The sequence below is a fragment of the Pontibacter harenae genome (genome assembly GCF_020907245.1).
In the GTDB taxonomy this organism is placed as follows: Bacteria; Bacteroidota; Bacteroidia; order Cytophagales; family Hymenobacteraceae; genus Pontibacter; species Pontibacter harenae.
Genome location: NZ_JAJJWH010000014.1, coordinates 58,986 through 85,244 on the forward strand (window position 1 = coordinate 58,986; position 26,259 = coordinate 85,244).

The 26,259-nt window shown below is 42.2% G+C and carries 23 protein-coding genes, 2 tRNA genes and 2 pseudogenes; 13 read left to right on the top strand and 14 right to left on the bottom strand.

The genetic code is table 11. The features are described 5' to 3' along the window. Positions 1-132 precede the first annotated feature (132 nt). The 5 genes from LN893_RS09410 to pdxH form a co-directional block, all read right to left on the bottom strand. A complete protein-coding gene (locus LN893_RS09410; protein ID WP_229969565.1) occupies positions 133-1,317 on the bottom strand; it encodes a class I SAM-dependent rRNA methyltransferase in 1,185 nt (394 codons plus the stop codon). A gap of 203 nt (positions 1,318-1,520) precedes the next feature. Further along, positions 1,521-2,744, bottom strand: a complete 1,224-nt coding sequence (locus LN893_RS09415) for an SDR family oxidoreductase (RefSeq protein WP_229969566.1) — start codon at positions 2,742-2,744, stop codon at positions 1,521-1,523. A 155-nt stretch (positions 2,745-2,899) separates the two neighbouring features. Then, positions 2,900-3,478, bottom strand: coding sequence for a Maf family nucleotide pyrophosphatase (locus LN893_RS09420; protein WP_229969567.1), 579 nt, complete (start codon positions 3,476-3,478; stop codon positions 2,900-2,902). Further along, the gene (locus LN893_RS09425; RefSeq protein ID WP_229969568.1) at positions 3,444-4,742 is read right to left on the bottom strand and encodes a DUF1015 domain-containing protein; all 1,299 of its coding nucleotides are present in this window, start codon (positions 4,740-4,742) and stop codon (positions 3,444-3,446) included. The genes LN893_RS09420 and LN893_RS09425 overlap by 35 nt, the downstream gene beginning before the upstream one ends. Before the next feature lie 33 nt (positions 4,743-4,775). Then, complete coding sequence (gene pdxH, locus LN893_RS09430) at positions 4,776-5,426, bottom strand: pyridoxamine 5'-phosphate oxidase (protein ID WP_229969569.1); 651 nt, start codon at positions 5,424-5,426, stop codon at positions 4,776-4,778. 239 nt (positions 5,427-5,665) lie between these two features. On the opposite strand from pdxH, the gene LN893_RS09435 reads away from it, so the two are divergent. The 5 genes from LN893_RS09435 to LN893_RS09455 all read left to right on the top strand — a co-directional run bounded on the left by LN893_RS09435 (position 5,666) and on the right by LN893_RS09455 (position 10,149). Next, positions 5,666-6,235, top strand: coding sequence for a YqgE/AlgH family protein (locus LN893_RS09435; RefSeq protein WP_229969570.1), 570 nt, complete (start codon positions 5,666-5,668; stop codon positions 6,233-6,235). Positions 6,236-6,246: 11 nt separating this feature from the next. Further along, positions 6,247-8,427 carry a DUF349 domain-containing protein gene (locus tag LN893_RS09440; protein ID WP_229969571.1) on the top strand — a complete coding sequence of 727 codons (2,181 nt, stop codon included), beginning with the start codon at positions 6,247-6,249 and terminating at the stop codon, positions 8,425-8,427. Between the two features lie 126 nt (positions 8,428-8,553). Beyond that, positions 8,554-8,626, top strand: a tRNA-Thr gene (locus tag LN893_RS09445). A 60-nt stretch (positions 8,627-8,686) separates the two neighbouring features. Next, positions 8,687-8,759 (top strand) — tRNA-Thr (locus tag LN893_RS09450). A gap of 223 nt (positions 8,760-8,982) precedes the next feature. Next, a complete protein-coding gene (locus tag LN893_RS09455; RefSeq protein WP_229969572.1) occupies positions 8,983-10,149 on the top strand; it encodes an LSm family protein in 1,167 nt (388 codons plus the stop codon). Here LN893_RS09455 and LN893_RS09460 read toward each other — a convergent pair. Then, positions 10,139-11,176 (bottom strand): hypothetical protein, encoded by a 1,038-nt coding sequence (locus tag LN893_RS09460; RefSeq protein WP_229969573.1) that lies wholly within the window; start codon positions 11,174-11,176, stop codon positions 10,139-10,141. The genes LN893_RS09455 and LN893_RS09460 overlap by 11 nt on opposite strands. A gap of 125 nt (positions 11,177-11,301) precedes the next feature. On the opposite strand from LN893_RS09460, the gene LN893_RS09465 reads away from it, so the two are divergent. Then, positions 11,302-12,336 carry a metal-dependent hydrolase gene (locus LN893_RS09465; RefSeq protein WP_229969574.1) on the top strand — a complete coding sequence of 345 codons (1,035 nt, stop codon included), beginning with the start codon at positions 11,302-11,304 and terminating at the stop codon, positions 12,334-12,336. A 37-nt stretch (positions 12,337-12,373) separates the two neighbouring features. On the opposite strand, the gene LN893_RS09470 is transcribed toward LN893_RS09465, so the two are convergent. After that, positions 12,374-12,922 (bottom strand): hypothetical protein, encoded by a 549-nt coding sequence (locus tag LN893_RS09470; protein ID WP_229969575.1) that lies wholly within the window; start codon positions 12,920-12,922, stop codon positions 12,374-12,376. A 209-nt stretch (positions 12,923-13,131) separates the two neighbouring features. On the opposite strand from LN893_RS09470, the gene LN893_RS09475 reads away from it, so the two are divergent. From LN893_RS09475 to LN893_RS09485, 3 genes are all read left to right on the top strand, one after another. Continuing rightward, positions 13,132-13,902 carry an SDR family oxidoreductase gene (locus LN893_RS09475; protein WP_229969576.1) on the top strand — a complete coding sequence of 257 codons (771 nt, stop codon included), beginning with the start codon at positions 13,132-13,134 and terminating at the stop codon, positions 13,900-13,902. A 441-nt stretch (positions 13,903-14,343) separates the two neighbouring features. Beyond that, complete coding sequence (gene gyrA, locus LN893_RS09480) at positions 14,344-16,893, top strand: DNA gyrase subunit A (protein WP_229969577.1); 2,550 nt, start codon at positions 14,344-14,346, stop codon at positions 16,891-16,893. A 69-nt stretch (positions 16,894-16,962) separates the two neighbouring features. Then, positions 16,963-18,096 (top strand): tetratricopeptide repeat protein, encoded by a 1,134-nt coding sequence (locus LN893_RS09485; protein ID WP_229969578.1) that lies wholly within the window; start codon positions 16,963-16,965, stop codon positions 18,094-18,096. 592 nt (positions 18,097-18,688) lie between these two features. Here the strand turns inward: LN893_RS09485 and LN893_RS09490 are convergent. Next, positions 18,689-19,072: an AraC family transcriptional regulator N-terminal domain-containing protein gene (locus LN893_RS09490; protein WP_439651190.1), complete on the bottom strand. Its 384-nt coding sequence runs from the start codon at positions 19,070-19,072 to the stop codon at positions 18,689-18,691. 62 nt (positions 19,073-19,134) lie between these two features. Here LN893_RS09490 and LN893_RS09495 point away from each other — a divergent pair. Beyond that, positions 19,135-20,219: pseudogene (locus tag LN893_RS09495) on the top strand (aldehyde dehydrogenase family protein); the annotation flags it as partial. Positions 20,220-20,271: 52 nt separating this feature from the next. Further along, positions 20,272-20,596: pseudogene (locus tag LN893_RS09500) on the top strand (DUF779 domain-containing protein). Between the two features lie 90 nt (positions 20,597-20,686). Here LN893_RS09500 and LN893_RS09505 read toward each other — a convergent pair. The 4 genes from LN893_RS09505 to LN893_RS09520 form a co-directional block, all read right to left on the bottom strand. Beyond that, positions 20,687-21,094 (bottom strand): phage holin family protein, encoded by a 408-nt coding sequence (locus LN893_RS09505; RefSeq protein ID WP_229969579.1) that lies wholly within the window; start codon positions 21,092-21,094, stop codon positions 20,687-20,689. 178 nt (positions 21,095-21,272) lie between these two features. Continuing rightward, entirely contained in the window at positions 21,273-21,905 is a 633-nt protein-coding gene (gene msrA, locus LN893_RS09510) for a peptide-methionine (S)-S-oxide reductase MsrA (protein WP_229969580.1), read from the bottom strand. 71 nt (positions 21,906-21,976) lie between these two features. Then, on the bottom strand, positions 21,977-22,978 hold the full coding sequence (locus LN893_RS09515; RefSeq protein WP_229969581.1) for a cation diffusion facilitator family transporter: 1,002 nt from the start codon (positions 22,976-22,978) through the stop codon (positions 21,977-21,979). Positions 22,979-23,189: 211 nt separating this feature from the next. Continuing rightward, positions 23,190-23,486 carry a GIY-YIG nuclease family protein gene (locus LN893_RS09520; protein ID WP_229969582.1) on the bottom strand — a complete coding sequence of 99 codons (297 nt, stop codon included), beginning with the start codon at positions 23,484-23,486 and terminating at the stop codon, positions 23,190-23,192. A 212-nt stretch (positions 23,487-23,698) separates the two neighbouring features. Between LN893_RS09520 and LN893_RS09525 the strand changes: the two genes are divergently transcribed. Beyond that, a complete protein-coding gene (locus LN893_RS09525) occupies positions 23,699-23,959 on the top strand; it encodes a hypothetical protein (RefSeq protein WP_229969583.1) in 261 nt (86 codons plus the stop codon). A gap of 15 nt (positions 23,960-23,974) precedes the next feature. Here LN893_RS09525 and LN893_RS09530 read toward each other — a convergent pair whose 3' ends face one another. Continuing rightward, positions 23,975-24,178: a hypothetical protein gene (locus LN893_RS09530; protein WP_229969584.1), complete on the bottom strand. Its 204-nt coding sequence runs from the start codon at positions 24,176-24,178 to the stop codon at positions 23,975-23,977. Positions 24,179-24,346: 168 nt separating this feature from the next. Here LN893_RS09530 and LN893_RS09535 point away from each other — a divergent pair, with 168 nt between their 5' ends. After that, positions 24,347-25,105, top strand: a complete 759-nt coding sequence (locus LN893_RS09535) for a pseudouridine synthase (protein WP_229969585.1) — start codon at positions 24,347-24,349, stop codon at positions 25,103-25,105. 23 nt (positions 25,106-25,128) lie between these two features. Here the strand turns inward: LN893_RS09535 and LN893_RS09540 are convergent, their stop codons facing one another. Then, positions 25,129-26,037 carry a DnaJ C-terminal domain-containing protein gene (locus tag LN893_RS09540; protein WP_229969586.1) on the bottom strand — a complete coding sequence of 303 codons (909 nt, stop codon included), beginning with the start codon at positions 26,035-26,037 and terminating at the stop codon, positions 25,129-25,131. Positions 26,038-26,259: the final 222 nt, after the last annotated feature.

Below are 26,259 nucleotides of genomic sequence, written 5' to 3' on the forward strand. Positions count from 1 at the left end.
TTTAATATTTTATTTCGGCAGCATTGACAGAAGAAAAACCATATATAAAGAAAGCGTTGACTAGTGCTAGTTAACGCTTTCTTGTTTGAAACTTATTTCTTATATCTTGATACGTGCGTGTCGTTTTATACTTTATTCCACAAACAGCACCAGCCCTTTTAGATATTCGCCTTCTGGATGAAAAATAGAAATAGGATGATCGGCAGGCTGGGAAAGGTGGTGCATAATTTTGATGTTCCGACCTGCCTCTATAGCTGCAGCCATCACTGTGTTATTAAAAAGGTATTTGTCTACCACCTGAGAACATGAGAAGGTGAATAATATGCCACCAGGCTTGATCTTTTTCATAGCCTCTGTATTGAGTCGCTTATAGCCCATGAGTGCGTTATGTCTCACATTCTGGCTTTTTGCGAAAGCAGGAGGGTCTAGAATGATAACATCGTAGCGATCTTCTTTGCCTTTCAAAAACTCAAAAGTATCAATCGCAAAAGCCTCATGCTTTTCTGGTGCTTGACTTAACGATGCGTTTTTATCCGTCAGTTCAATGGCCTTTTTAGAGCTGTCTACAGAATGTACTTCGGCAGCACCAGCATTAAGTGCATACACAGAGAAGCCTCCTGTATAGCAGAAAGTGTTTAGCACTTTCTTGTCCTTCACATACTGGCCTAGCAATGTACGGTTTTCGCGCTGATCAATAAAAAAGCCCGTTTTCTGGCCGCTTTCCCAATCCACAAAGAAGCGATTGCCGTTTTCCAACACCTCTGTACCTGCTGATGATTCTCCGTAGAGGTAACCATTAACGGCATCAACGGGTGCTTTTTGTGGCAGTGATTCAGCACTCTTGTCATATACCGCTTTCAAGGCACCACCGTATACTTCCTGCAGTGCCTCGGCTATTTGCTCTCTTACCAGATACATGCCTACAGAGTGCGTCTGTACTACGGCCACATCTTTGTAAACATCCACAATTAAACCAGGTACTCCGTCTCCTTCTGCATACAGCAAACGATAAACATCCGTGTCCGCACTGTCTAAGAGTCCAAGGCGCTTTCTGTAGTCATAGGCTTGCTGCACCATGCTTTTCCAGAAACTATAATTGGGCTCTACCTGATCAAAAGAAAATACACGAACGGCAATTGAACCTGGCGCAAAGTGGCCAAGCCCTAAAAACTCTCTTTTATGGGAGTAAACCTCCACTACATCACCTTCTGCCACTTCACCATCAATTTTTCTAATGGCTCCCGAGAAAACCCACGGGTGGAAACGCTTCAAAGAATTTTCTTTACCTGGTGCCAGGTATAACTTTGTTATAGACATGTATATTTTACTTCTTACTGTGTTTCTAATGCTAATTATAAGTGCCAAAATTAACTAAAAGATTCCACTCCCATGAATAATTCACAATTCTGCTGTTAATCAGGCTGCTTCAATAATACAAATAGCTAAAAAAAGGTACACCAAACCACTTATGTAACGTAGCTTGACATACCCTTTCTCTTAAAAAAATGAATAATTATTTTCTATCTTCTGTCTGTTTTGTCATTATCCAACCTGTTTGGAAGGTCGATATGCTCAACCCGTTCTACACGGTCAGCATTTTCTACTCGGTTTGCCCGATCAACTGGCACAGGTGGAATTGGAGGCGTTGGTTGTGATGGCTGGTGCACCACTGTTGGTTGCTGGCTTATTTTACTTGCTGTTCTGTTCCAGTCGCCTGACTTTTCAGAACGTTTTTCTTTTTTTGAATTACTGTTGCCGATAAGCGCTACTGCTGCTGCACTAGCTGCTGCCACTACGGCACCAGTAATTAGCGGGTGCATAGCAGCACGTGTATAAAGGCTGGTCTTCATCACGTGGCCTTCGTAGTTGCCATACATGCGTCCACCTTCGCCTGATGTATGCAAGCCGCCTACGCGGAGCTGTGCTGGCTTATCTTTCACCTGCATCTTTGACATCATTGTTTCGCCTGCCCAATCCATAATGCCTGGCGCAAACTTGTTTGTGGTGCTCATAGCCTTGCCTCCGCTACCTACTAAAATATCGCGCATAGGATGGGTCGCAACATGCAGAATAGCATTGGCAACTTCTTCTGGAGCATATACTGGAGGTGGAAGCGTTAATTCACGATCGGTGTAGTTTTGGGCATGTTCTGGGTAAGGAGTATTAATACCCGAAGGTTTAACAAGCGTAACCGATACAGGCGCCTTGTCTTCTTCTAATTCTATACGCAAGGAATCTGTAAAACCTTTTACAGCGTGTTTACTCGCTGAGTACATGCCTTGAAGCGGAATGGAAACATCTGAAAGGACGCTACCAATGTTGATGATTGCACCGCCACGATTTCTGAGGTGCTTAGCAGCCGTGGTAGAACCATATACAAGGCCCCAGAAGTTGGTGTCGAACATGCGGCGGTTGTCTTCGTCGCTTACTTCTTCTAATCTTCCGTAAATGGATACACCTGCATTGTTTACCCAAGTATCGAATCCGCCAAAGGTACTAATGGCAGCATCTGCAATCTTAAGTATGTCTTGCTGATTTCCTACATCTGCTACTACATAGATGGCCTGGCCACCTGCATCGTTAATCTCTTGTGTTATGTCTGCTAAAGCAGCTCCGTTACGGGATGCTAGCACGAGTTTAGCACCTTTTACAGAAGCCGCCCTGGCTGTTGCTAACCCTATTCCACTGGATGCTCCTGTTAATACAATTACTTGCTCATTGAGCGGTTTTAATTTAACTGCCATATTAAGTTTGTTTTGTGTTTTAGATCCGTAAAAAAAATGATATTACTTTTTTATACGGGATAAACAGGCAAATCAGTTATGGCAAATTTGAATAAAGGGTTAGCAACTTCTTGTTTATCAATTACTACAAATACAAAATAGTCGCATTATATAGGCTAAACAACTATTTTTAATTGCACTAAATTTTCGTAAAGCTTCTGAACTGGCAGGCCAACCACATTAAAGTAAGTGCCTTCAATTTTCTCAATTCCAATCATCCCAATCCATTCCTGTATACCATAAGCACCTGCTTTATCGAAAGGTTTGTAATGCTGTATGTAATAGTTGATTTCGGCATCCGTCAGTTCTTTAAAGTAAACGGTGGTGCTATCGTGAAAAACTGTTTTTCCTTCTTTCATCAGAACACAAACACCCGTAATCACTTCGTGTGTCTGGCCAGAAAGTGCGCGAAGCATAGCATACGCTTCCTCAGCAGAGGCTGGTTTGTTCAAAATCTTATCGTCCAGGCAAACAATGGTATCTGCCGTGATTAACGCCTCCTCCTGTAAATCTTCTTTGTAGGCGTCTGCTTTGTGCGATGCCAGGAATTCTGCTACCTCTTCGCGCTTTAAGGTATCAGGAAAATCTTCAGATACTTCTTTTACACGCACCTCAAACGTAAGACCGAGGCTAGCTAATAGTTCTTTTCTGCGAGGGGAGTTAGAGGCAAGCAGCAGAGGCCGAGATAAATTCATCTTCTTTAATTGAGCTAAATAAAAATCCGCAAATAACTTTAGGGTAGAAGTACGTAGACTTCTGAGGCATGATAGCGCCACTGTAGCAAACACGCTTCACTTCATCCATCGAAATTTCGTTTGTGATGATGGCCATTCTGGCTTTACCAGTACTAACACTGCTGATACATTCTGTGAAGTTTCGCACAAAATGTAAGCCGCTGTAGTTACGCTGCGACTGCCTGTAGATACCCAGCACTTTCTCGAAGATGAAATAGTGCATCACTGTCAGATCCAGGTCTTTCACCTCCTTCGGAAAATTCCAGTCTATGTGCTCGTGCACTTCAGGCTTTAGGCGCAATTTATAGCTATTGCCACTCAGGTATAGCCCAAAAGCCCACTTTTTACCCACTATCACTTCATTTAATTTAAAAGGATCTTCTTTGGGCGTGATGGAAAAATAATGGCTAAGTTTATCTAAGAACTCTTCATCTGTCAAGTTTATGCTGTCCAAAACTCTGTGAGTAGGAAAGATGCGCAGATCGTCGTTCTCAGAGTTTGACAGATACATCAGGTGGTAATTGTAAGCCTCAAAACCTGTATGATTTGGGTTTAGCGCCATCATCTTATTGCGATACTCCAAAGACCCCTCGTATCGGTGATGTCCGTCAGCTAGTAAGATTTGCTTTTCTTCTAGTGTAGTTAAGAATAGCTTTATCACTTTCAAATCATGAATGACAGAAAGCACATCCCGTACGCCCTGATAATCTTCTGTTTCATAAATAGGCGTTTTTATACTTTCATCCATGTAAGGTTCCAGTACAAAAGCAGCGTCAGTATAAAGGCCATGGGTAGGGCTGGAGTTTAGAAGCGTTTCTTCCAGCAACTGAATCCGATCATTGACAGAGCTTGGAATCGTGTTCTCGTGGCGGAGTAAAATGCCCTCTTTCCAGTCGTAGGCTTTTATGTTACAGACAAAACCTTTTCGGCAATACTCTTTGGTGCTGCCAGCTAGCTTATAATATTGGTAGTAAACATAAATGCCTGGTAAAGCATCTTGCTTTAATATACCTTCTGCTTTCCATTTCTCCAGCAGCCTGGCTGCATCCTGAGCAGGCGTATCTCCGCGCGGAACAGAAAGGTGTATACTGTTGAGGCTGTTGCGGTAAAGCGCCTCTCGCTGCTTATCAGACACAACATCAAATAGGGGAGCGGTAAGGGCATCAATCGAGTCAGTAAGGCTTTGGTTATAGCGCCAGGCTTTGAAGGGTAATATTTCAGCCATGAAGGGTTTATTTTGTTTAATATAAAATGAAACTCAAGGAGCAAGTCTTTTTATGCTCCAGTTTTCACTTTCTAGCTCGAAAAGGATACGATCATGCAGGCGATTTGGTCGGCCTTGCCAAAACTCAACACGGTCTGGTTGCAAGGTATAGCCACCCCAATGGTCTGGCCGCGGCACTTCTTTTTCTTCTGAAAACTTCTCAGTAAAGCTTTTGTCAGCTTCTTCTAAAACATCTCTGTTGGCAATAACCTGGCTCTGCGGCGAAGCCCAGGCACCAATTTGGCTACCGATGGGCCTGCTATGAAAGTATGTGTCTGAAGTTTCGGGTGACACACGTACAATGGAACCCTCAATACGTACCTGTCGCTCCAGCACAGGCCAGAAAAACGTAAGGGCGGCAAAAGCATTTTGCTCCATTTCTTTGCCTTTGCGGCTGGCATAGTTTGTAAAAAATGTAAAGCCTTTTTCTGAAACATCCTTCAGAAGCACAACCCTGGCAGAAGGTCTACCCGTAGTATCGGCAGTAGACAGCACCATGGCAGTAGGTTCATCGGCTTCGGAGACAATAGCCTCATCTAGCCAAGCGTTGAATTGTTCTATAGGGTTGTTGGCTACGGAAGCCTCTGTCAGTTCTTGTTTCGAGTAATTCTTGCGTATAGCGGCAAGGTTATGTGTTGGTGCCATATTTTCTCTTTAAGCCAAAATTATAAAATTAATCGCTGCTGCTAAATTATAAAAAGGCATCGTTGGCTGCACATACGCTTTCGGTTTATGTATGGGTTCGTTTGAGGAGTTGCGATAAAGTGCCTTCTTCATCTCTACACTTAGTAAATCTTTGCGTAAGAAAGAGTACAAGAATTGCATGTTCTTATAAATAGCTTTATCTTAAAGAGAAATGGTGAAGCCTAAAACATAAAGGAGATATGGAAGAGAGCAGACTAGATTTACCACATAATGGAAGTATACTTATATCTGAGCCTTTTATGGGTGATCCTAATTTTGAGCGCACTGTTATACTACTGTGCGGTCACAATGAGGAAGAGGGAACTGTTGGATTAGTGTTAAATCGAATGTCTAACCTAAAACTCTCAGATGTTATTGACGTTTACAACGATTCTTTTGATGCGGTACTTGGCATAGGAGGACCTGTACAGTACAACACGCTGCATTATGTGCACCGCCTGGCGCATTTGCCTCAGGCGTTGCAGTTAAGCAACTATGTTTACTGGGGCGGTGACTTTGAGGCTCTTAAAACAATGATAGGAGCAGGCCTTGTTCAAGAGGATGATATCAAGTTCTTTTTGGGCTATTCTGGCTGGACACCAGGGCAGTTACAGGAGGAAATTGATAAAAATGTTTGGATAGTTAATAACAATGCTACAGATAATTTATTTAATTTGGAGGCAGATAACCTATGGCGCAACATTTTACGCGAGATGGGGGGCAAGTATAAAGTACTGTCGAACTACCCTGTTGACCCACGCTTAAACTAGTGTGGTAAAATTTGAGAAAAACTGCTGACATGACAACTGAAAACCAAAATATGGACGCTGCTGGAGCAGAGGCAAACAAGCCTCAGAATCAAGATGCCACTAATCAGAATCCTCAGGATACTAGTACACCTAGGGGCATTGTAGAACAAAGATTAGCTGAAATCAATAACCGTGATCAAGTAGAGCAGGAGTCATCTGCTGCTGAACCACCTAAAGAGCAGCAGCCTGAAATAAAGCCAGAATCAACAACGGCAGCGGAAGAAACTACTGTGTTTGAACGTGAGGAAGTGATGGCAAATGCTATCTTGAATACAGAAGAACCAGAGACTTCGGCTCCCGAGGTACCTTTGGCCCAAGCAACTAAAACAGAAGAGGCAGCTCCTGTCGTAAATACTACAGAACAAACTTCTCCTCAGTCTGCGCCTGTTGCCCAAGCGAACAACCTACACGAAGAGGATGAAGAAGAGCATGAGGAGCACGAAGAAGCTGACTATAGCCAGTTCTCGATAGACGAGTTACGCAGTCAGCTAAACTCTATTTTAAAAGGTGCGGATGCACGCAAGAGAGGTAGAGTTATAAATGAACTGCAACGCCACTACGAGCTGAAGTTTAATGCAGAAAAGCAAGAGGCACTCGAGCGTTTCAAAGAAGAAAGCGGATCTGAAGAAGGATTTGCTTATCATGCTCCGAAAGAACACCAGGATATAGAAAACCTGCTGACTGCTTATAGAGAAGCTAGGTACCACGAGCGACAAAACCAGGAAGAGCAGCGCCAGCGCAACTTAGAACGAAAGCAAGAGCTACTAAGCAGGCTACGTCAGCTTGTAGAATCTGCTGAGACCAAGAGTAGCAGCGATGAGCTGAAAAAACTGCAAGTTGAGTGGAAAGAAATTGGACCTGTACCAGCTGGCGAAGCCCAGGAACTGTGGAACTCATACCACGCGCTGCTGGATATTTTCTACAACAACCGCAGTATTTTCTTCGAACTGAAAGAGCTTGACAGAAAGCGTAATCTGGATGCAAAACTGCAGTTGATAGAGCGAGCACAAGCTTTGGCTAACGAACCATCTATTAATAAAGCACTGCAGGAACTACGCCACCTGCATGATGAGTGGAAAAACATTGGCCCTGTGCCGAATGACCAACGCGACCCGATTTGGGAGCGTTTCATCAATGCATCAGAAAAAATACACGAACACAGACGCAGCTACCAGGAGCAGCGCAGGGAGCAGGAAACTGTTAATCTAACCAAGAAGCGTGCTTTACTGGAGCAACTAATGGGCTACCAAGACTTCAAAACTGACAGGATTAACGATTGGCGCGATAAAACTGACGAAATTCAGAAATTGAAAGAAGAATGGGATGCTGCTGGCTTGGTACCGAAAGAGTATGCCGAAGAAATAAACAAAAGTTTCTGGACAAACTATAAGGCTTTTTTCCAGCATAAGAACCAGTTCTTTAAGAGCCTAGACGAGCAGAAAATGCAAAACCTGCGCTTGAAGACCGAACTTTGTGAAGAAGCAGAGAGCTTGAAAGAAAGTGAAGACTGGAATGCCACCAAAGAGAAGCTTATTCAGCTTCAGAAAAAATGGAAAACCATTGGCCGCGTACCTGATAAGCATTCTGATAAAATATGGCAGCGTTTCCGTTCTGCTTGCAACGAGTTTTTTGATCGGAAGCAAAGCCATGAGCAGGTTAAGACAGCGGAAATCGAAAAACAGTCGGCGGAGAAATATGAACTTTGCGACCGCATCAGTGAAAAGCTTTCGCAGCCTAACACAACTGCAACGGTGCAGGAATATAATGTTTATGTAGAACAGTGGAGAGCATTGGATACAAACAAGCGCAGCAGCGCAAAGCTTGAGGAGAAGTTCCTGGCACTGATGGAGAAATTCTTGGAGAGAGTAACTGATTTGTCTGCAGAAGAACGTACCAGCACCTTCGTGAAGCTGCAGGTAGAACGCCTAAAGCATAGCCCTGATGCATCGCAAAAGCTACAGCAGAAGGAGCATTCTATCCGTCGTGAAATAACGCAGTTGCAAAACGACATACAGACGCTAAAAACAAATATTGAGTTTTTTGCCAACTCTAAAAACGCTAATAAGCTTAGAGAAGAGTATGAAGGCCGTATAACCGAGGCTCAAACGCGCATAGATATGCTTTATAAGCAGTGGGAGGCCTATAGAGGTTAAAAATTTTCCTTCTGAGAATCAAAAGCTTAGTAGTATATGCTGAAAAAAGTTTGCAGAGGTGTTTGAAGAATTAAAATATACGAATACCTTTGCAACGCTTTAAAACAATAAAGCATACCAGAGTAAGCCTCCTTAGCTCAGCTGGTAGAGCAACTGACTTGTAATCAGTAGGTCGCTGGTTCGATCCCGGCAGGGGGCTCATCTCCAAAAAAAGCTTATGTTTGTACTGCATCAGCTTTTTAGTAAACATACAGTACAAGCCTCCTTAGCTCAGCTGGTAGAGCAACTGACTTGTAATCAGTAGGTCGCTGGTTCGATCCCGGCAGGGGGCTCATCTGAAAAGCCACTAACCTTTGTTAGTGGCTTTTTCATTTTAGTAGCTATTGCTAATTTCATCAGCCCGCCTGCTCGTAGTTTAGTAGTTCCTTTCTCGAATGGTTGAAAGCCACTGCTGCTATTTCCTTCTCTTGTACTATTTGCACAAATAAGTCGCCGTTATGTTTTATCAGGTATAATCGCTTATTTTGAGCTTAGATAAATCAGCGCAATACGGCTATGCAACTCATAGAGGTGAACTCTCCCCAACTGGTAAAGGAATTTTTGATGGTGCCAGTTAGACTTTACAAGAAAGACCCTAACTATATCCGTCCTCTCGATCAGGATGTTGAAAATGTTTTTAATCCTAAAAAAAACAAACTCCTCAGAACTGGGGAAGCTGTTCGTTGGCTGTTGCAAGACAACCAGGGGAAGTATATTGGCCGCATAGCTGCATTTATCAATACAAAGACTGCTAAAACATACGAGCAACCAACGGGCGGTATGGGCTTTTTTGACTGCACCGACAATCAGGAAGCTGCAAATATATTGCTTGATGCCTGTAAGGAGTGGCTGCAGTCTCGTGGTATGGAGGCAATGGACGGCCCCATTAACCTAGGGGATCGTGATAAATGGTGGGGGCTGTTGATCGACGGTTATTATCCGCCTACCTACTGTATGCATTACAACTACCCATACTACCAGAGGTTGCTAGAAAACTACGGATTTCAAATATACTTTAAGCAGTACACTTACCACCGCATGGTAGATACACCGCTTTCCCCAGAGTTCAATGAAAAGGCACAGCGGATATTAAGAGATACCAACTACCAGTTCCGCCACATGGATCTAAAGCAGGTAGAGAAGTTTACAGAAGATTTTAGAGTTGTTTATAATAAAGCCTGGACGAAGCACGAGGGTGTAAAGGGCATGAGCGAAGCGCAGGCTGCTGCCATTATGCGCACCTTAAAACCGATCATAGACGAACGCCTGATGTGGTTTGCTTACTACAACGAAGAACCAATAGGTTTTTTCCTGTCTATACCAGAGCTGAACCAAATATTTAAGTATAACAATGGTAAGATGGACCTGTGGGGCAAGCTGAAGTTTGTATTTAACCGCTGGAGAGGAGTATGCAAGACCATGTACGGTATCGTGTTTGGTATTACGCCTGAACACCAGGCTAAAGGCGTAGAGGCTGCTATGATTTATGCTGCCGGGCAGGTAGTTCAGAATAATCCTTCTATGCCTTACGTTGACTTGCAGATGAACTGGATAGGGGACTTTAACCCGAAGATGATGAAAGTGGTGGAGCAGATTGGAGGCAGTATTTACAAAACACATGCTACCTTCCGCTATCTTTTCGACAGGACCAAAGAGTTTAAGCGAATGCCTATCATAAGGTAAATTTGTCGTAGTCGTCCATCTTTCTGTTCATCGGAAACTGATCTATTTCTTCCCAGGTCCAGCCGTCATGCGCTATCATGCTTTTAAGCATCCGCCTGCGTAGGTCTAAATTTTGGAAAGCTACCTGATCTGGCTCCAACAGCGGAAGACCAGCCTCCTTCAAAAGTTCTATCTTTAAAGGAGGTGCCGTTTCGGCTGGTTTTATAAAAGAAGATTGCAGCGATTCCAGAAAAGTTGTAAGGGCTATTCTGACAGGTAATACAGCCTCATGCGAGGGGCGTTTTTCCTCCTGAACATACAAATACAGAATGGTAAGGGCTTCATCCAGGGCTGCCAGATTTGGAAGCAGGGCAGCTACTTTTTTTTGGTGATGAAAGAAGTGCAGGACAGGATAAGCGTAGTGTAACTGACCCTGCCTGGCAATGTTCTGAGATATGCCATGCAAATCGCTCTCTAAACTTTTAAAGTCTTTGCCGTTCCAGCTAGTCAGAAGCATAGACTGAACACTGTGGCCAATGGATGAGATTTGAATACTAAGTGTTCGCCTATCAGTTACAGCTGCCACTACAGGCACGATGTATGTAATGGCTATCGTAATCATGATTAAACCTGAAAAGGAAATAACGGCAGAAAATATCTGCCAATTATCAGATCCTCCTTTATAATCGCCATTACCCATGGTTGAGAGAACGTACCCCGTGTAGTAAAATACTTGTTTAGAATTTGCCACATCACCCGTTGAACTGTTGATGACAGAATTTTGGTCAGACTTTAAAATGAGAAAATTCCCTATCCAAAGCAGCATTACCCAGCCAATAACAATGGCCACTACTGTGGTGACTCCTGCGCCTGTTAATACCTGTCTTTTATTGACCGCTCGGCTCAAGCCATAGAAAATCTTCCATAAGCCATTGCTGATGGCACCGCTAACAAGTCCAGATCCACCTGGAGCAAGTACAGTATAAATAATATCAAATATGGTTATCGCTAAAATCAGAATCCCTGGCAATAATAGGTACAGATCCATATTTCAAAATTATTTTGGAGGCGCAAGGGTATTCCATCGCCGTAGCTTTTATACCTTTGATCTTACTTTGTTGTTACTACAACTGTATCAAACCAAGATTATAAGCCTACAACATACTTAATCAAATGGATTCACTAACTCAGATTGTTTTAGGAGCTTCGGTAGGAGAGGCAGTTGCAGGAAGAAAAATTGGCAATAAAGCACTCTTGTGGGGTGCCATTGCAGGGACTATTCCAGATCTCGACGTACTGGCAAGCCCCTGGTTAGATACAGTACAGGAGCTTACCTTTCATCGATCGGTTACGCATTCATTCTTTTTTGCATTCTTATGCGCACCATTACTGGCATGGCTGCTCAGGAAATGGTATCCAAACAGCAAAGCAACTTTCATAGACTGGACCCTGCTTTTTTTTCTGGGCTTTACAACCCATGCCATTCTTGACAGCTTTACCACCTGGGGCACACAACTGCTTTGGCCCTTTAGCAACAAGGGCATAGCCTTCTACAATATCTTTGTAGTTGACCCCTTTTATACTGTTCCCTTTATGGCTTTTGTATTAGCCGCAGCCTTTTATAACCGACACAGTAAACGAAGGCGAAAGCTAAATTATTTGGGCCTTACCATCAGTTCGGCTTATCTGGTGTTTAGTTTTGTAGCTAAAGGAATAGCGGATAGGGCATTTGAAGAAAGCTTGCAAAAAAAAGGCATTGCCTATCTAGATTACATAAGCAAGCCTACGCCGCTCAATACTTTATTCTGGGCGGTATCAGCCAAAACTGAAAAAGGATATTATACAGGTTTTTACTCTATTTTTGACAAGAACAACAATATAGACTATAGCTTTGAGCCGCAAAAAGAATACCTGCTTGATTCTTATAGAGGGAACGAGAAGCTAGAACGTTTACTCCAGGTAACAAAAGGCTATTATGCAGTAGAAGAAGCGGAAAAAGGAATCTACATAAAAGATTTGCGCTTCGGAAAATTTGATGATTGGCGAGCCAGTGGAGGCCAATATGTGTTTGTTTACCATGTATGGCCTGAAGGACCTGGTGAAGCTTTAAATTTTGAGGAAATCAACAATCGCCCTAAAGTAGACAAAGCCTATTTACTTGATTACTGGGAAAGGATAAGGGGTATCAAAACAAAAGAGGCACTATAATTAGCGCCTCTTTTGTTTTGATAGGATACTGAAGAAATTAAAGTGAATCGTAATACTCTAATGTTTTCTTCCAACCTTCTTCAGTGTTTGCATCCACTTTTTCTTTCGATATAAAAGATTTCACTTCCTTCTCCTTATCACTAAGTGCGTTCAAAAGGTTCTTTTTGTTCAATTTGTTTACTGCCTCTGCTTTACCGTTGTTCTTTATTACAAAGTAAGTGTTCTCCCATAAAAACTCATCGAAAGTATCGTTTGAACTGCTGCCATAGACACCCGCACCCGCACTGTTACGATCTACTTTATAATTTGCTTTCTTCAGCCTTTTGGAAGGAACAAAAGCCAGTTTAACATCCTGCCCTTCAAACAGCATCGCTACAAAACTAGCGGCTGTTTTAGGCTCTGCTGCTACAACAGCTTCAGGAGCTTTTGTGAAAGTATAGGCTTGCCCTGTCGGTATTGCCACTGTAAAAGACTCCAAAAGGCCTGGATCTATGACATATGCATTATTGTTTCTTTTAAACACAAGGCTATTTTCATAAACATCGAATTTAAGATCCATATTCTCATAAACCTCCTTATTTGCCATATGAACTGTACCCTTCGTCCAGTCGTCCACGAAGAAAGGTGTACCTCTTACGCCACTGTATCGGTTATCGAATACCTGAGAATTTGAACTTGTACCTAATGTTTTTAAATTTTCTCCAATACCAAGCCTATTTTGAACGAAAAAAGCTGTTTGGTGTATAACAGACGCTCATGATAAATAGATCAAACACAACACATAAAATTCATTCTATGCAACATAACAGATGGTCGCTTAGCGGCAAAAAAGCAGTAGTTACAGGCGGTTCTAAAGGAATAGGCGAAGCCATTGTAAAAGAGTTTGTAGCATTGGGCGCAGAAGTACTGGCAATTGCAAGAAAGCAAACGGATCTTGATGTACTACAGCAGGAGTCAGCTTCGGGTGTAGAAGTACTAGCGGCCGATGTTAGTACCGCAGAAGGAAGAGCCGCTGTTCAGGAGAAAGTGGTTCAGCTCTGGGGCAGTCTGGATATACTGGTCAACAACGTAGGGACCAACATCCGCAAACCTACTGCTGAATACTCGGCAGAAGAATATGACGTTGTGATGAACACGAACCTACGATCTGCTTTCGATTTAAATAAGCGATTGTACCCGTTATTAAAGAAAGCTGAGCAAGGCAACATTATACATGTATCGTCTGTTGCAGGCCTCACACATGTGCGTACGGGCGCGATTTACGGTATCACAAAAGCTGCACTCAACCAACTGACAAAAAACCTGGCAGCAGAATGGGCAACAGATGGGATAAGAGTAAATGCCATTGCGCCGTGGTACATTAGCACACCGCTTGCTCAATCGGTATTAAAAAATGATGTTTACATGAATGCTGTCATTTCCCGAACGCCAATGCAACAGATTGGAAAACCAGAAGATGTATCGGCAGCAGTGGCCTTTATGTGCATGCCCGCAGCAGCCTACATTACTGGGCAAACACTGGCCGTAGACGGTGGCTTTACCATCAATGGATTTCACCCGTTTTAGGTACATAGTACATACAAAACTATGCATTTAAAAGATAGTAAAATTTACTAGAATATCGTACTTTTGTATGATATGGCAACGAAAGCCTAACAAGTATAAAAGGCTTTCCAATCTTGTTTTCATGGCTAAAAGATCTCTTTTTCTATTCCTTTGCTTTGCTATTCTTTCTCCTGCATTAACGTCTTGCAAAACATGCCCTATAGCAGCCTGCAAAGTGCGCATGGTTCATGCACATGGCGGACAGGAGTTTAGGGGGCAGCCGATATTCAAGAAGCAAAACCCAAAAATAGGAGAGAAGCTACCGAAGGCTACCAAGGAAAAAGCCCCTAAAGGCAGTAGCAAGAGTAAAAATAAAGACTAGCCTATATACTGTAAGGGCATTTATACTTAAATTGCCATATATTAAAAGACTCTATAACATTTACTATTTAACTATTCAACATGGCCGATGGCGAACGAATAATACCGATCAACATTGAAGACGAAATGCGCGGTGCGTATATCGACTACTCAATGTCAGTTATCATTTCCAGAGCCTTACCCGATGTACGAGACGGATTGAAGCCAGTGCACCGCCGCGTGCTCTATGGTATGTCCGAGCTTGGTGTATCTTATAACAAAGCGTATAAAAAGTCTGCCAGAATTGTAGGAGAGGTGCTTGGTAAGTACCACCCGCATGGTGACTCTTCGGTTTATGACACCATGGTGCGTATGGCCCAGGAATGGTCTTTACGTTATCCGCTTGTAGACGGACAGGGAAACTATGGCTCCATAGATGGCGACTCACCAGCAGCCATGCGTTATACAGAGGCACGTTTAAAACGTATTGCCGATGAACTACTGGCCGACCTAGACAAGAACACTGTTGATTTTGTTCCTAACTTCGACGACTCGCTGAAAGAGCCTTCGGTAATGCCAGCTAAATTCCCGAACCTGCTGGTGAACGGAACATCTGGTATCGCGGTGGGTATGGCCACTAACATGGCACCTCACAACTTAACAGAGGTTATAAACGGCACTATTGCTTATATAGATAACAGAGAAATCACAATTGCTGAGTTGATGGAGTATATTACAGCTCCAGACTTTCCGACGGGTGGTATTATCTATGGCTATGATGGCGTAAAAGCTGCTTTTGAAACAGGTCGTGGCCGTGTGTTGATGCGCGGACGTGCTATTTTCGAAACAACAGCCTCAGGCAAGGAGCAGATCATTGTAACGGAAATTCCTTACATGGTCAACAAGGCATCCATGATTGAAAAAACGGCTGCTCTTATAAACGAAAAGAAAATTGAGGGTATTTCAGACCTTCGTGATGAATCAGACCGTGATGGTTTGCGCATTGTGTATGATCTGAAGCGTGATGCAATGCCAAGCGTCGTGCTAAACAACCTCTATAAGTATACGCAGCTGCAATCTTCTTTTGGCGTGAACAATGTGGCGCTCGTAAAAGGCCGTCCCTTAACACTTAACCTAAAGGAGCTGATCCATCATTTTGTCGAGCATCGGCATGAGGTGGTTATCCGCAGAACACAATACGAGCTGGACGAAGCAAGGAAGCGTGCTCACATTCTGGAAGGCTTACTCATAGCGCTGGATAACCTGGATGAAGTAATCAGCTTAATCCGTTCCTCCAGAGACCCAGAAATAGCTCGTAACGGTTTGATTGAGCGTTTCAGCCTTTCTGAAATTCAGGCGCGAGCCATTTTGGATATGCGTTTGCAGCGCCTTACAGGTCTGGAGCGGGATAAAATCCAGCAAGAGTATGATGAGTTGATGAAGCTCATTGATCACCTGACAGAAGTTCTCAATAATGAAGGACTTCGCATGCAGATTATCAAAGATGAGCTGACAGAAATAAGAGAACGCTACGGAGATGAGCGCCGCACAAGTATAGAGGCCTCCATGGGTGATATCTCTTACGAAGACATGATTCCTGAAGAAAACATGGTTATCACCATTTCTCATGAAGGTTATATAAAGCGTACCTCATTAAGCGAATACCGTAGCCAAAGCCGTGGAGGAGTAGGCTCCAGGGGAGTGGCTGCATCGAAGGAAAGTGACTTTACCGAACACCTTTTTGTAGCCAGCACACACCACCACATGATGTTCTTTACAGAGTTTGGAAGGGTGTATTGGCTTAAAGTGTACGAGATACCAGAAGGAGGGAAGACTACCAAAGGTAGAGCGATCCAGAATGTTATTCAGATAGAGCGTGACGATAAGGTAAGAACCGTATTGAATGTACGCGATCTGAAAAATCAGGACTTCGTGCTGAACCACAACCTCGTTTTCTGTACCCAAAAAGGCACCATTAAGAAAACTGTACTAGAAGCATATTCGCGCCCTAGAGCAAACGGTATTAATGCCATCACCATTAACGAAGACGACCGTTTACTAGATGTTCAGTTAACAAACGGAAACAGCGAAATTGTTGTCGCCTTAGAATCTGGCAGAGCTATCAGATTTAACGAGAGCCATGTAAGACCAATGGGCCGTAACGCTACTGGAGTAAGAGCTGTAACATTGGCTGGACCAGAAGATAAAGTAGTTGGTATGGTTTGTGTACAGAATGAAGGTACGGAGTTACTCGTTGTTTCTGAAAACGGTTTCGGCAAGCGTTCTTTACTAGATGAATACCGCATTACGAACCGCGGGGGTAAAGGTGTTAAAACCTTGAACGTTACTGATAAGACTGGTAAACTTGTAGCAATTAAAGGTGTCGTTGATTCAGATGATTTAATGATCATCAACCGTTCTGGTATCACGATTAGGTTGCGCGTAGGAGACATTAGGGTTATTGGCCGTGCCACACAAGGTGTGCGTCTAATAAAACTGAACGAAGGAGACCAAATTTCTTCTGTTGCCAAAATCGAAATGGATAATGAAGAGGAGGTAGAGGAGATGATCATGGAACAGTCTGAATTAAGTCCTGAAGAATCGCTTCAGCCAGACAATTTAATTGATCCTGAAGAAACAGATGAGGTATAATCTCGTAGTAAAGGAATTTTATTTTACCTTTTAAAGTTTATATAAAAATAAACCAATTCTAATATAAGTATGAAGAAAATACTTTTAGTAGCGCTAACTGTTGCATCTATACAAGTTGCTTCAGCACAAAAGTCTGCAGTTAACATGGCTATCAACTACCAGAAGAGCGGTACGCTTGATAAAGCACAAACAGAAATTGAAAAGGCAACTGAGCATAAAAAGACCAAGGATGATCCTAAAACTTGGTTTACCAGAGGAGCTATCCTTCAGGACATGCTAGGACACCCAATCTATGGTAAAACTGTTGCGGCTGATGCCCATCAGAAAGTTATTAGCTCTTACGAAAAAGCAGTGGAATTAGGTGGAGCCGATAGCGAGTATGCTAAGCAGGTCCCTCAGAAATTAGCTGATCTATCTATCTATACTTTCAACCAAGGTATACAGGCTTATAACAACGAAAATAAAGAAGAAGCGCTAAGATATTTTGATTTAACTGCAAAGTTAAATCCTGCGGATACGTTAGGAACCCAGAATGCTGCCATCATTGCATACCAAAGCGGTGATTATGATAGAGCGCTAGGTTACTACCAAAATCTTTTGGATAAAGGCCAACAGAAGGAAAGCATTTATACAGATATGATAAATGTGCAGCAAGAGCAAGGCAAGAGTAAGGATGAGATTTACAAAACTGTACAAGCTGGCTTGAAAGCTTTCCCGACTAGTGTTCCGTTAATGCTGCAGGAAATCAACTATTTGATCAATGCTGGCAAGGAAGATGAAGTATATGCAAAACTAGAGAATGCTATTAAAGCTACTCCTGAGAACGCTAGTTTATACTTTGTTTTAGGTAATTTGAATGAAAAGAAAGGTAAAATAGATGCTGCTATGGAAAATTACAAGCAGGTACTTACTATTGAACCTACAAATTACGATGCTTATTATAACCTTGCTGTTATTGAGTACAACAAAGGCGCTGAAATTAACAACAAAGCTGCTAAAATGGACAATGCGACTTTCCAGAAGCAGGGCAAAGCTTTAGAAGCTCAAGCAAAGAAGCATTACGAAGCATCTTTGCCATATTTCGAGAAGGCTTTGGAGATTCGTTCAGACGACTACAATACCATGCAAAACCTGTTTAAGATCTATACACGCTTAGGTCGTAAAGCTGATGCCGATCGTATCAGCAAGCAAATGGGAAACTAAGCTAATAAATAGCATAGAAAATAAACAAGAAAGGGAAGAGTAATTGCTTCCCTTTCTTGTTTATTTTAACATTACTTAACATAATATATATTATAAGACTTATAATATACGATCATAATGATCTATAATAAGTGTCACTAATAATATACTTTATGTTAAATAGAAGTTTATTTAACGACAGGTGAAAGGAGTATGATCTGATCGCATTACTGCACTAGAGATTTAAGATGGCTAAAATCACAACAACGAGTTTGTTGAACTGACAGGCTATAAATCCTTCTAAATTTTTTGAAGAATGGATACAAAAAGGACTTCAGAAGTTTAGGCTTTGAATGTTTAGATGTCACCTGGTACAGCTATAATAAGAGAAAATTGTTTATTAGATAAACTCAGATTATGGTTCATAATAATTTAAAAGCACATGAAAAGCTCATTTTAAATTAGGTTAATTCTGCTGTAGTTTAAAAATATATTTGGTGCTGAGTTACATTACTAAACTTTCATAAAGTATTTACCACGGCACGAAAAATTCGTTCATTACAACAGTGCAGAAAAAAAAACAGAAATAAAAGAACAACTAGGCTTTAAAATTCTATCTCCCACTACCCTTCTGAAATGCTCTTGGTGTCACACCAATTTCTTTTTTGTTTGCAAGGTGAAAGAATTTTTCATCAATTTGCCAATTGTCACCAGACTCTATTTTAGTATGCCGCTCATTTAGCAGATTGATGGTGGTGCGAATATGCTCTTCAGAAATGGCCAGCGCAATACACTGTGTAGGGTTTTGTTCTTCAGCCTCAGGGAAGTCTATTCTCATCAACTCATTGGGCGGCACTATAACAGACTCACCTGGCAAGTAATTAAAACCAGGTTTATCAAAAAGATGCATCACTTTCTTACCCCGAAGCATGCTGGTTAGTACCCAATCGTTGAACGACAGGCTTACATTAGTGGCGGCCTGACGTGTCTCAAACACATTCAGCTCACAGTTCTCCAGCGTATAAGCGGATCTGTTTTCTACTAAATTAAAAAGCGTTTACCGTCAGCATAAACTTACAAGAGCCTATAGGCGTAGTTGGCCAAATTATACCTTGGAACTTCCCGCTACTAATGGCAACCTGGAAAACGGCACCTGCGCTGGCAGCTGGTTGCACAGTGGTGATGAAACCAGCAGAGCAAACACCAACAAGCATTATGGTATTGATGGAGCTGATCCAGGACCTGTTGCCAGCTGGTGTACTAAACATTGTAACAGGCTTTGGTCCTGAGGCTGGTAAGCCCCTCGCCTCCTCTCCTCGCGTAGCAAAAGTTGCCTTTACAGGTGAAACCACCACAGGTCGCCTGATTATGCAGTACGCATCTGAAAACCTGATTCCTGTAACCATGGAGTTAGGCGGAAAATCACCGAACATCTTTATGCCTAGTATAGCGGATGCCGACGATGAGTTCTTTGACAAATGTATAGAGGGTGCTGTGATGTTTGCCCTGAACCAAGGCGAAGTTTGTACCTGTCCTTCTAGAATACTAGTGCATGAGAGCGTGGCGGATCGTTTATTGGAGCGTGTAGTAGAGCGTACAAAAGCCATTAAAATGGGCCACCCACTTGCCGAAGACACCATGATGGGTGCTCAGGCCTCAAACGACCAGTTTGAAAAGATTCTCTCTTACATGGATATTGGCAGGCAGGAAGGTGCTGAAGTGCTAGTAGGTGGCGGACCGGCAAACTTAAACAGCGGACTCAAAACGGTTACTATGTAAAGCCAACCATCTTTAAGGGAAACAACAAAATGCGTGTGTTCCAGGAAGAAATCTTTGGCCCTGTAACTTCTGTTGCTACTTTTAAAACCACAGAAGAGGCCATAGAAATTGCGAATGACACTCTATACGGCTTGGGTGCAGGACTTTGGACACGGGATGCCCATGAAATGTACCAGCTGCCACGTGCCATACAGGCTGGTCGTGTGTGGGTGAACTGCTACCACGCTTACCCAGCCCATGCTCCATTCGGAGGTTACAAAAAGTAAGGATTTGGCCGCGAAACTCATAAGATGATGTTGAACCACTACCGCCAAACCAAAAATATGCTGATCTCTTACGACAAGCGTAAACTCGGCTTCTTTTAACAAATTATAGTGCATGCCTCTGTGCCTTTGGCGTAGAGGCTGCTTTTTTTATATGCAGAAAATTGAACGAGTACTGATAACAGATGCTGCCAAAGAAGTAATTGATGTGCTTCGGGAAAAGCATGGGCCGCTGATGTTTCACCAAAGCGGTGGTTGCTGCGACGGCTCCCAACCAAGCTCTGCTTGGAGAAGTGCATGGTTGCGAATTCTACATGAGCCGCGACCAATTTGAGTATTGGAAACACACGCAACTGATTATGGATGTAACAGCAGGACGAGGTTCCAGTTTCTCGTTAGAGATACCGCTCGGAAAAAGGTTTATCATATATTCACGCCTTTTTACAGAGGAGGAACAGCAGCAATTGGCTGTGCGATAATCACAGCAATTTTTTAAGCCTAAGTCTAACTATGCAAAAGGCCTGTGCAAAAATTGCACAGGCCTTTTATCTACAACTTTTTCTCATAATTTATTTTTGCGAAAGCAAAAGCTCAGTTTGTTGCGGTTGTGGCTGCAGCTGAGATACTTCTCCTTCGTTATCTCCTCTTGCCCAACTTACTATGGCAAGAGCCACAGCTACGGCAATCGCTATTATGATAGCAGGCAAAAAACCATCAAGTTTAAAGTTTCCAACAAGCGCATCTACCAGCTTCAGCATTAGGGCCGTCACAATTAAGCCTACAATAGCTTCTAAAAGAAAGAATGTTACCAAGTTAAGTATACCTCCTAATAGCCAGCCAATAGTTGCTGTAAAAATAGCGGTAAGAAAAGCCACCCATAGAGCTGTCCAAAAGCTTTTTACATGAACACTTGGCATTAAATAAGCCAGTAGCAAAATCACTCCTGCAGTTACCAGCAAGTTTATTATAAATTCCATAGTTTTAAATTTTAGAGTTGTACATTGCCCTAACATACGTGCAGATGCGCAAAATTGATAACCTATAGCGGAATTTAGAGCTATAATCCCTTCAACAAGATGAAACGAAATCTACAAACAAACATCTTGAGGCTTGACAATAGCTAATCGATTTACATCCAATTAATGAGGTTTAAAGCTAATTTTTCAGCTTCTCTTTAAACTTCTCTTCAAACTTTTTCATTTTTGGCTCCGCAACCTGCTGCATGTATCTGTTACCAGGGTTCTGCTCATAAAAGTCCTGATGATATTCTTCAGCTGCCGCAAAGTTTTTAACTGGTTCTACCTTGGTCACAATCTGTTTCAGGAAAGCACTAGCCTCTTCTAAGCTCTTTACATACTGCTGTGCCTGCTGCTTTTGCTCCTGATTGTGATAAAAAACAACAGAACGGTACTGCTCCCCTACATCAGGTCCTTGCCTGTTTAACTGAGTTGGGTCATGCGTCGCAAAAAACACCTCTAGCAGGTCTTGGTAAGAAATTTTGTTTGGATCGTAATAAATCTGCACACACTCCGCATAGCCTGTATTTCCAGAACTAACCTCTTGATAAGTAGGGTTAGGCTTGTTGCCACCTGCATAGCCTGAAACTACTTGTTCCACTCCCTGAAGCCGCTCGAAAAACGCTTCAGTACACCAAAAGCATCCTCCTGCAAACGTAGCTTTTGCAAGTCCAGCAGTATCTGTTATAGCTAAAGTGGTTGTATTTGTTTCTCCATCAGCATGCGTTTGCGCACTTGTGGTATGTGCCTCGCTACATGCTGAAAACAGCATAAAGAGCGGTAAAAAAGTATAAATAAGTTTAACCATCTTCTTTAAAATTTAGGTGTCTGATAAATAACCTGCTAATGCAGACTATGTTTTTGGTCTGTGATTACTTTATCGAAATCCCACTTTATCTTTTGCTGAAATGGGTGCAAGCGGTGGTCGCAGTTTGCATTACTACAGATGCTGCAAGATGGTGCTATGCAAGGATCTGTATGAATAAAAAACTCTATACTGGGGTCTATCTTTTCTCGAATAAGTTTTCCTACTGCAACCACTTCATCATGAGCCTCTAATACATTAAGGTACCAGGGCACCGTCAGGTGGCAGTCGATGTGGAGTGTGGAGCCATACTTGATCACTCGTAGGTTATGTATATCTATCCAGTTATCTCTTCTATTATCATTTAGCACATCAACAATTCGGCGCAGCAGTTCATAATCAGCTTCATCCATGATGCCAGCTAAAGAAGACCTTACAATGCGCAAACCTGTTGTGGCAATAACGATACCGAATATAATTGCCACCACACTATCGAGCCAAATTAAACCTGTAACGTAAATCAAAAACAGACCTACAACTATACCTGCTGTTGAGTAAGCGTCAGATTTTAGATGCTTCCCTCCTGCCACTAATACAATAGAGTTATTTTGCCGTCCACGCTTTTCTGTAACGATACCAACTCCATAGTTTATGACACCTGAAATAGCAACTAACACCATACCTAAATCAAGCTGCTGAAGCGGTACTGGATTAATGAGATTGTATATAGACTTCAAAACTATTGCTCCTCCAGCAAAAATGATCAACGATCCCTCGAAAGTGGCAGCCAAAAATTCAATTTTGCCATGCCCGTACGGATGGTTTAAGTCTTTAGGACGTGCTGATACAATAATACTGTAAAGGGAGAATAAACCAGCCACTACATTTATGATGGACTCCAATGCATCGGTCAGGATGGTATTGGAGTTCGTTACAAAAAATGCTATAAACTTCGTAATAAGCAGCATCGCGCCTACCAGTACTATGAATAGCTGTAGGCGCTTCGTCTCCTGCTGTTTTATAGATGCTTCTTGTTGCATTAAATGGGTTTAAAGAATGCATAACAATAAAAGCATCCTACTGTGTTCAGAAATGACAAAGGTAGAAAGTTGAAATTAATTCAAGGAGCATAACCAACATAAAGGAGCAAAAGAATAAATTAGCTTTGGGCATATGTAATAGACAATAGAAACAAAAGAGGCGATGTATAAGCACCGCCTCTTTTGTTTCTATTAATGTTTTTCGTTCTTATTATTCTTCTAGCAAATCGCTCAAATCAAGCCAGTTTGGGTTCATAGATTCTATCAACTGGTAAGTATTATCAATAGCTCCATCTTTTATTTGCCGCTCCCGGGCAAGGGCCATCTCCTGCACATTATAGTGCTCGTAATAAACAAGCTTATAATCCTGAATCAACTGGTTTGTCTCCAAAGTGGCATTCGTATCTTTTACCCGCTTTTCCAGGTTATCTGCAGTGCCAATCTCCAACTCGTTCCGAGACTGTCCATTTAATATGTATACGAAGTAATGATTATTCTGTAACTGCATAAGCATTTAGGATTTGAGGGTTATACGCAGCACAAATTCTTGTGTTTACGCTTACGAAGTAAACGGTTGAAGAATAATACTATTACATTCTTGCTGCAATATGATGTCAAAATTCTAAAGTAATTCGCGAATGGCTGAAGCAAAATTGAAAATGTATAACCGCTGCCTCTTTCATGTACGTAAAAGCACTATTAATAAGAGAAGCGGTATTTATGGCACTACAAGCAAAGCTAGAAACAAAACTTAGCAAGACTTACCCACCCAAAGCAACTATAGATGACACATATTCTGGCAAGGATATTACCTTTGTTACAAACGAACATGGAGAGCCCATCACTCTATTTATAGGTAAAAGGCAGCAAGACGGTGCTATTTTGGGAGAACGATACGTGCGCAGAATTGTGAGAAAACCTGACAGCAACGATATTCTAAAAAGCCATTGGGAGCTAAAAGGAAAAGTAAGCAGAAAGTGAGGTCATAGCTTCAGACTAATCTAGCTCCTCTAAATCGTAATCTTTGCCTTTGCCGTACTTGATAAAGTCCTGTAACTGATAAACTTCTAAAGTTAGTAAATCCTTTATTCGGTAATTTCCTTCTTCAGGCATATCTATTACCTGAAACTCTATTTCTTCGCCATAATTTCGCAACCTGTACTTTTTCCCTCGCCTGAGGTTATCAATTGAAATTGCCATCTCTACTACCTTTACATTCGGGTTTATGTGGCAAATATACGTTTAACTCAATCAAAGTTGCATTGATAAAATCAAGAGACTTAACTACAGCTGTAGCTTTTCAGTAGTGAGACTATAGCCGTAGCAAATTAGCATGTATCTTTGCTCCAAAATTAATTAATAGTAAAGGTGCTGGAAATAGTTTTTGAAGATGATCATTACGTGGCTGTCAACAAGCCAAACGGTTTGCTGGTGCATCGCACACGCATTGCAGAAGAAAAGAAAGAATTTGCGCTTCAGATGCTACGAGATCAGCTTGGGTATCGCCTTTATCCAATTCATAGGCTCGACAGAGGCACTTCTGGAGTACTCATACTTGGAAAAAATGCAGAGGCAGCAAAACTCTTAGTTGCATCTTTCGAAAATAGGCTTGTTGAGAAAAAATACCTTGCAATAGCCAGAGGTTACACACCAGAAAAGGAAACAATAGACAATCCTATCAAACCAGATAAAGATCATAAACATAAAACACCACAAGACGCCGTAACGCATTACGAACGTTTGGCAACGATAGAACTACCCATAGCTGTTGGTAGATACAATACTGCTCGTTACTCCCTGGTTCAAGTGAAACCGGAAACAGGGCGTATGCACCAGATTAGGAAGCATTTTGCACATATCAGGCACTACATCATCGGCGATAAAAGGCACGGAGACTGGCGACACAACAAAATGTTTTTAGAAGAACTTGAAAGTCCTTTTATGCTGTTGCATTCTGCTGAAACGCAATTTAAACATCCAGTTTCGGGTGCGCCACTTTCTATAAAAGCAAAGTTATCAGAGAACATGCAGCGCCTGTGCCAGCAATTCGGGTGGCTGGACTTTATTCAACCAGCATATATGAGCTTACCTGTAGAAACTGCCTCGTCAGGTACATCTGAAGCTTAGTTTGATAAAATAAGGTTAATGATTTAGGTATTTTTACTTTGCTGTAACTTTTGTAGCTGTTGAAATAAACCTTTTTCTTGCGCAGAAAGATTTGTCGGTAAAAGAACGTTAGTTTTCACGTATAAATCGCCGAACTGGTTAGGTTTGCCATATACTGGCATGCCTTTTCCTCGTAGCCGAAGCACTTTACCGTTCTGTGAGTATTCAGGAATGTTTAATTTTAGCTGGCCATCCATAGTAGGAACAAACGCAGAACCTCCCAGTATAGCTGTGTATAAATTTAAGTCTAAATCCCTATGTAGGTCATCACCGTTTCTTTTAAACTGTGCATGCTCCTTCACTTTTATGTTAACATAAAGATCGCCTGCTACACCAGCCCCTACAGCAGGTGCCCCTTTACCAGGAATACGCAACACCTGCCCATCCGCAACTCCAGGTTTTATCGTTATCCGCAGCTGCTGATTCTTTAAGCCTATCAATCTAACTGTGCCCGTATAGGCCTCCTGAAGTGTTAACTCCACATGAGCCTCATAATCCTGACCTTTGGCAGTTCTAGGTCCTCCACCACGATGACCTCCGAAACCGCCACCTCCAAAAAACTGCTGAAAGAAGTCAGAAAATCCGCCACCGAAACCTTCATCTCCTTCATCGCTAAAATCTCTGCCACCCCTGTAGCCTTGGCCGGTAGAATAGCCACCATTCTGAAATTGTCTCCAGTTGCTGCCTAATTGGTCATACTGTTTACGTTTTTCTTCATCGCCCAACACATCGTAGGCCTCGCTGATGTCTTTAAAACGATCTTCAGTGGCGCTATTGCCCTTGTTTTTATCAGGATGATATTTCTTTGCCAGAGCCCTATAGGCTTTCTTTATTTCGTCCTGAGAAGCAGTTTTCTCAACGCCTAATGTGCTATAGTAGTCCTTGTAATCCATTCTCGCTGTACTTTTTCTACGCTACCAGATATTATAATCTCCTTATCTTTTTAACGACACCTGTCGTGGGTACGACCAGCCAATTTATTATTTCATTATTCCCAATGAGAGAACATACTTAACAAAATCAACTCTATAAAGCCTTTACGCATTTATTTAAAACCACAAAAGCACCGCTTACACGGTGCTTTTGTGGTTTATTGCTTTAGCGTAGTGCTAAAC

Excerpts from the sequence above, each read along its gene's own strand:
- LN893_RS09520 (WP_229969582.1), bottom strand. The coding sequence starts at position 23,486 with ATGCAGTTACAGAATAATCATTACTTCGTATACATATTAAATGGACAG.
- LN893_RS09505 (WP_229969579.1), bottom strand. The coding sequence starts at position 21,094 with ATGGAATTTATAATAAACTTGCTGGTAACTGCAGGAGTGATTTTGCTA.
- LN893_RS09425 (WP_229969568.1), bottom strand. The coding sequence starts at position 4,742 with ATGGCTGAAATATTACCCTTCAAAGCCTGGCGCTATAACCAAAGCCTT.
- LN893_RS09460 (WP_229969573.1), bottom strand. The coding sequence starts at position 11,176 with ATGGATCTGTACCTATTATTGCCAGGGATTCTGATTTTAGCGATAACC.
- LN893_RS09525 (WP_229969583.1), top strand. The coding sequence starts at position 23,699 with ATGGCACTACAAGCAAAGCTAGAAACAAAACTTAGCAAGACTTACCCA.
- LN893_RS09540 (WP_229969586.1), bottom strand. The coding sequence starts at position 26,037 with ATGGATTACAAGGACTACTATAGCACATTAGGCGTTGAGAAAACTGCT.
- msrA (WP_229969580.1), bottom strand. The coding sequence starts at position 21,905 with ATGCTGTTTTCAGCATGTAGCGAGGCACATACCACAAGTGCGCAAACG.
- LN893_RS09420 (WP_229969567.1), bottom strand. The coding sequence starts at position 3,478 with ATGAATTTATCTCGGCCTCTGCTGCTTGCCTCTAACTCCCCTCGCAGA.
- pdxH (WP_229969569.1), bottom strand. The coding sequence starts at position 5,426 with ATGGCACCAACACATAACCTTGCCGCTATACGCAAGAATTACTCGAAA.
- LN893_RS09415 (WP_229969566.1), bottom strand. The coding sequence starts at position 2,744 with ATGGCAGTTAAATTAAAACCGCTCAATGAGCAAGTAATTGTATTAACA.
- LN893_RS09465 (WP_229969574.1), top strand. The coding sequence starts at position 11,302 with ATGGATTCACTAACTCAGATTGTTTTAGGAGCTTCGGTAGGAGAGGCA.
- LN893_RS09530 (WP_229969584.1), bottom strand. The coding sequence starts at position 24,178 with ATGGCAATTTCAATTGATAACCTCAGGCGAGGGAAAAAGTACAGGTTG.
- LN893_RS09485 (WP_229969578.1), top strand. The coding sequence starts at position 16,963 with ATGAAGAAAATACTTTTAGTAGCGCTAACTGTTGCATCTATACAAGTT.
- LN893_RS09470 (WP_229969575.1), bottom strand. The coding sequence starts at position 12,922 with ATGGCAAATAAGGAGGTTTATGAGAATATGGATCTTAAATTCGATGTT.
- LN893_RS09515 (WP_229969581.1), bottom strand. The coding sequence starts at position 22,978 with ATGCAACAAGAAGCATCTATAAAACAGCAGGAGACGAAGCGCCTACAG.
- LN893_RS09410 (WP_229969565.1), bottom strand. The coding sequence starts at position 1,317 with ATGTCTATAACAAAGTTATACCTGGCACCAGGTAAAGAAAATTCTTTG.
- LN893_RS09475 (WP_229969576.1), top strand. The coding sequence starts at position 13,132 with ATGCAACATAACAGATGGTCGCTTAGCGGCAAAAAAGCAGTAGTTACA.
- LN893_RS09455 (WP_229969572.1), top strand. The coding sequence starts at position 8,983 with ATGCAACTCATAGAGGTGAACTCTCCCCAACTGGTAAAGGAATTTTTG.
- gyrA (WP_229969577.1), top strand. The coding sequence starts at position 14,344 with ATGGCCGATGGCGAACGAATAATACCGATCAACATTGAAGACGAAATG.
- LN893_RS09435 (WP_229969570.1), top strand. The coding sequence starts at position 5,666 with ATGGAAGAGAGCAGACTAGATTTACCACATAATGGAAGTATACTTATA.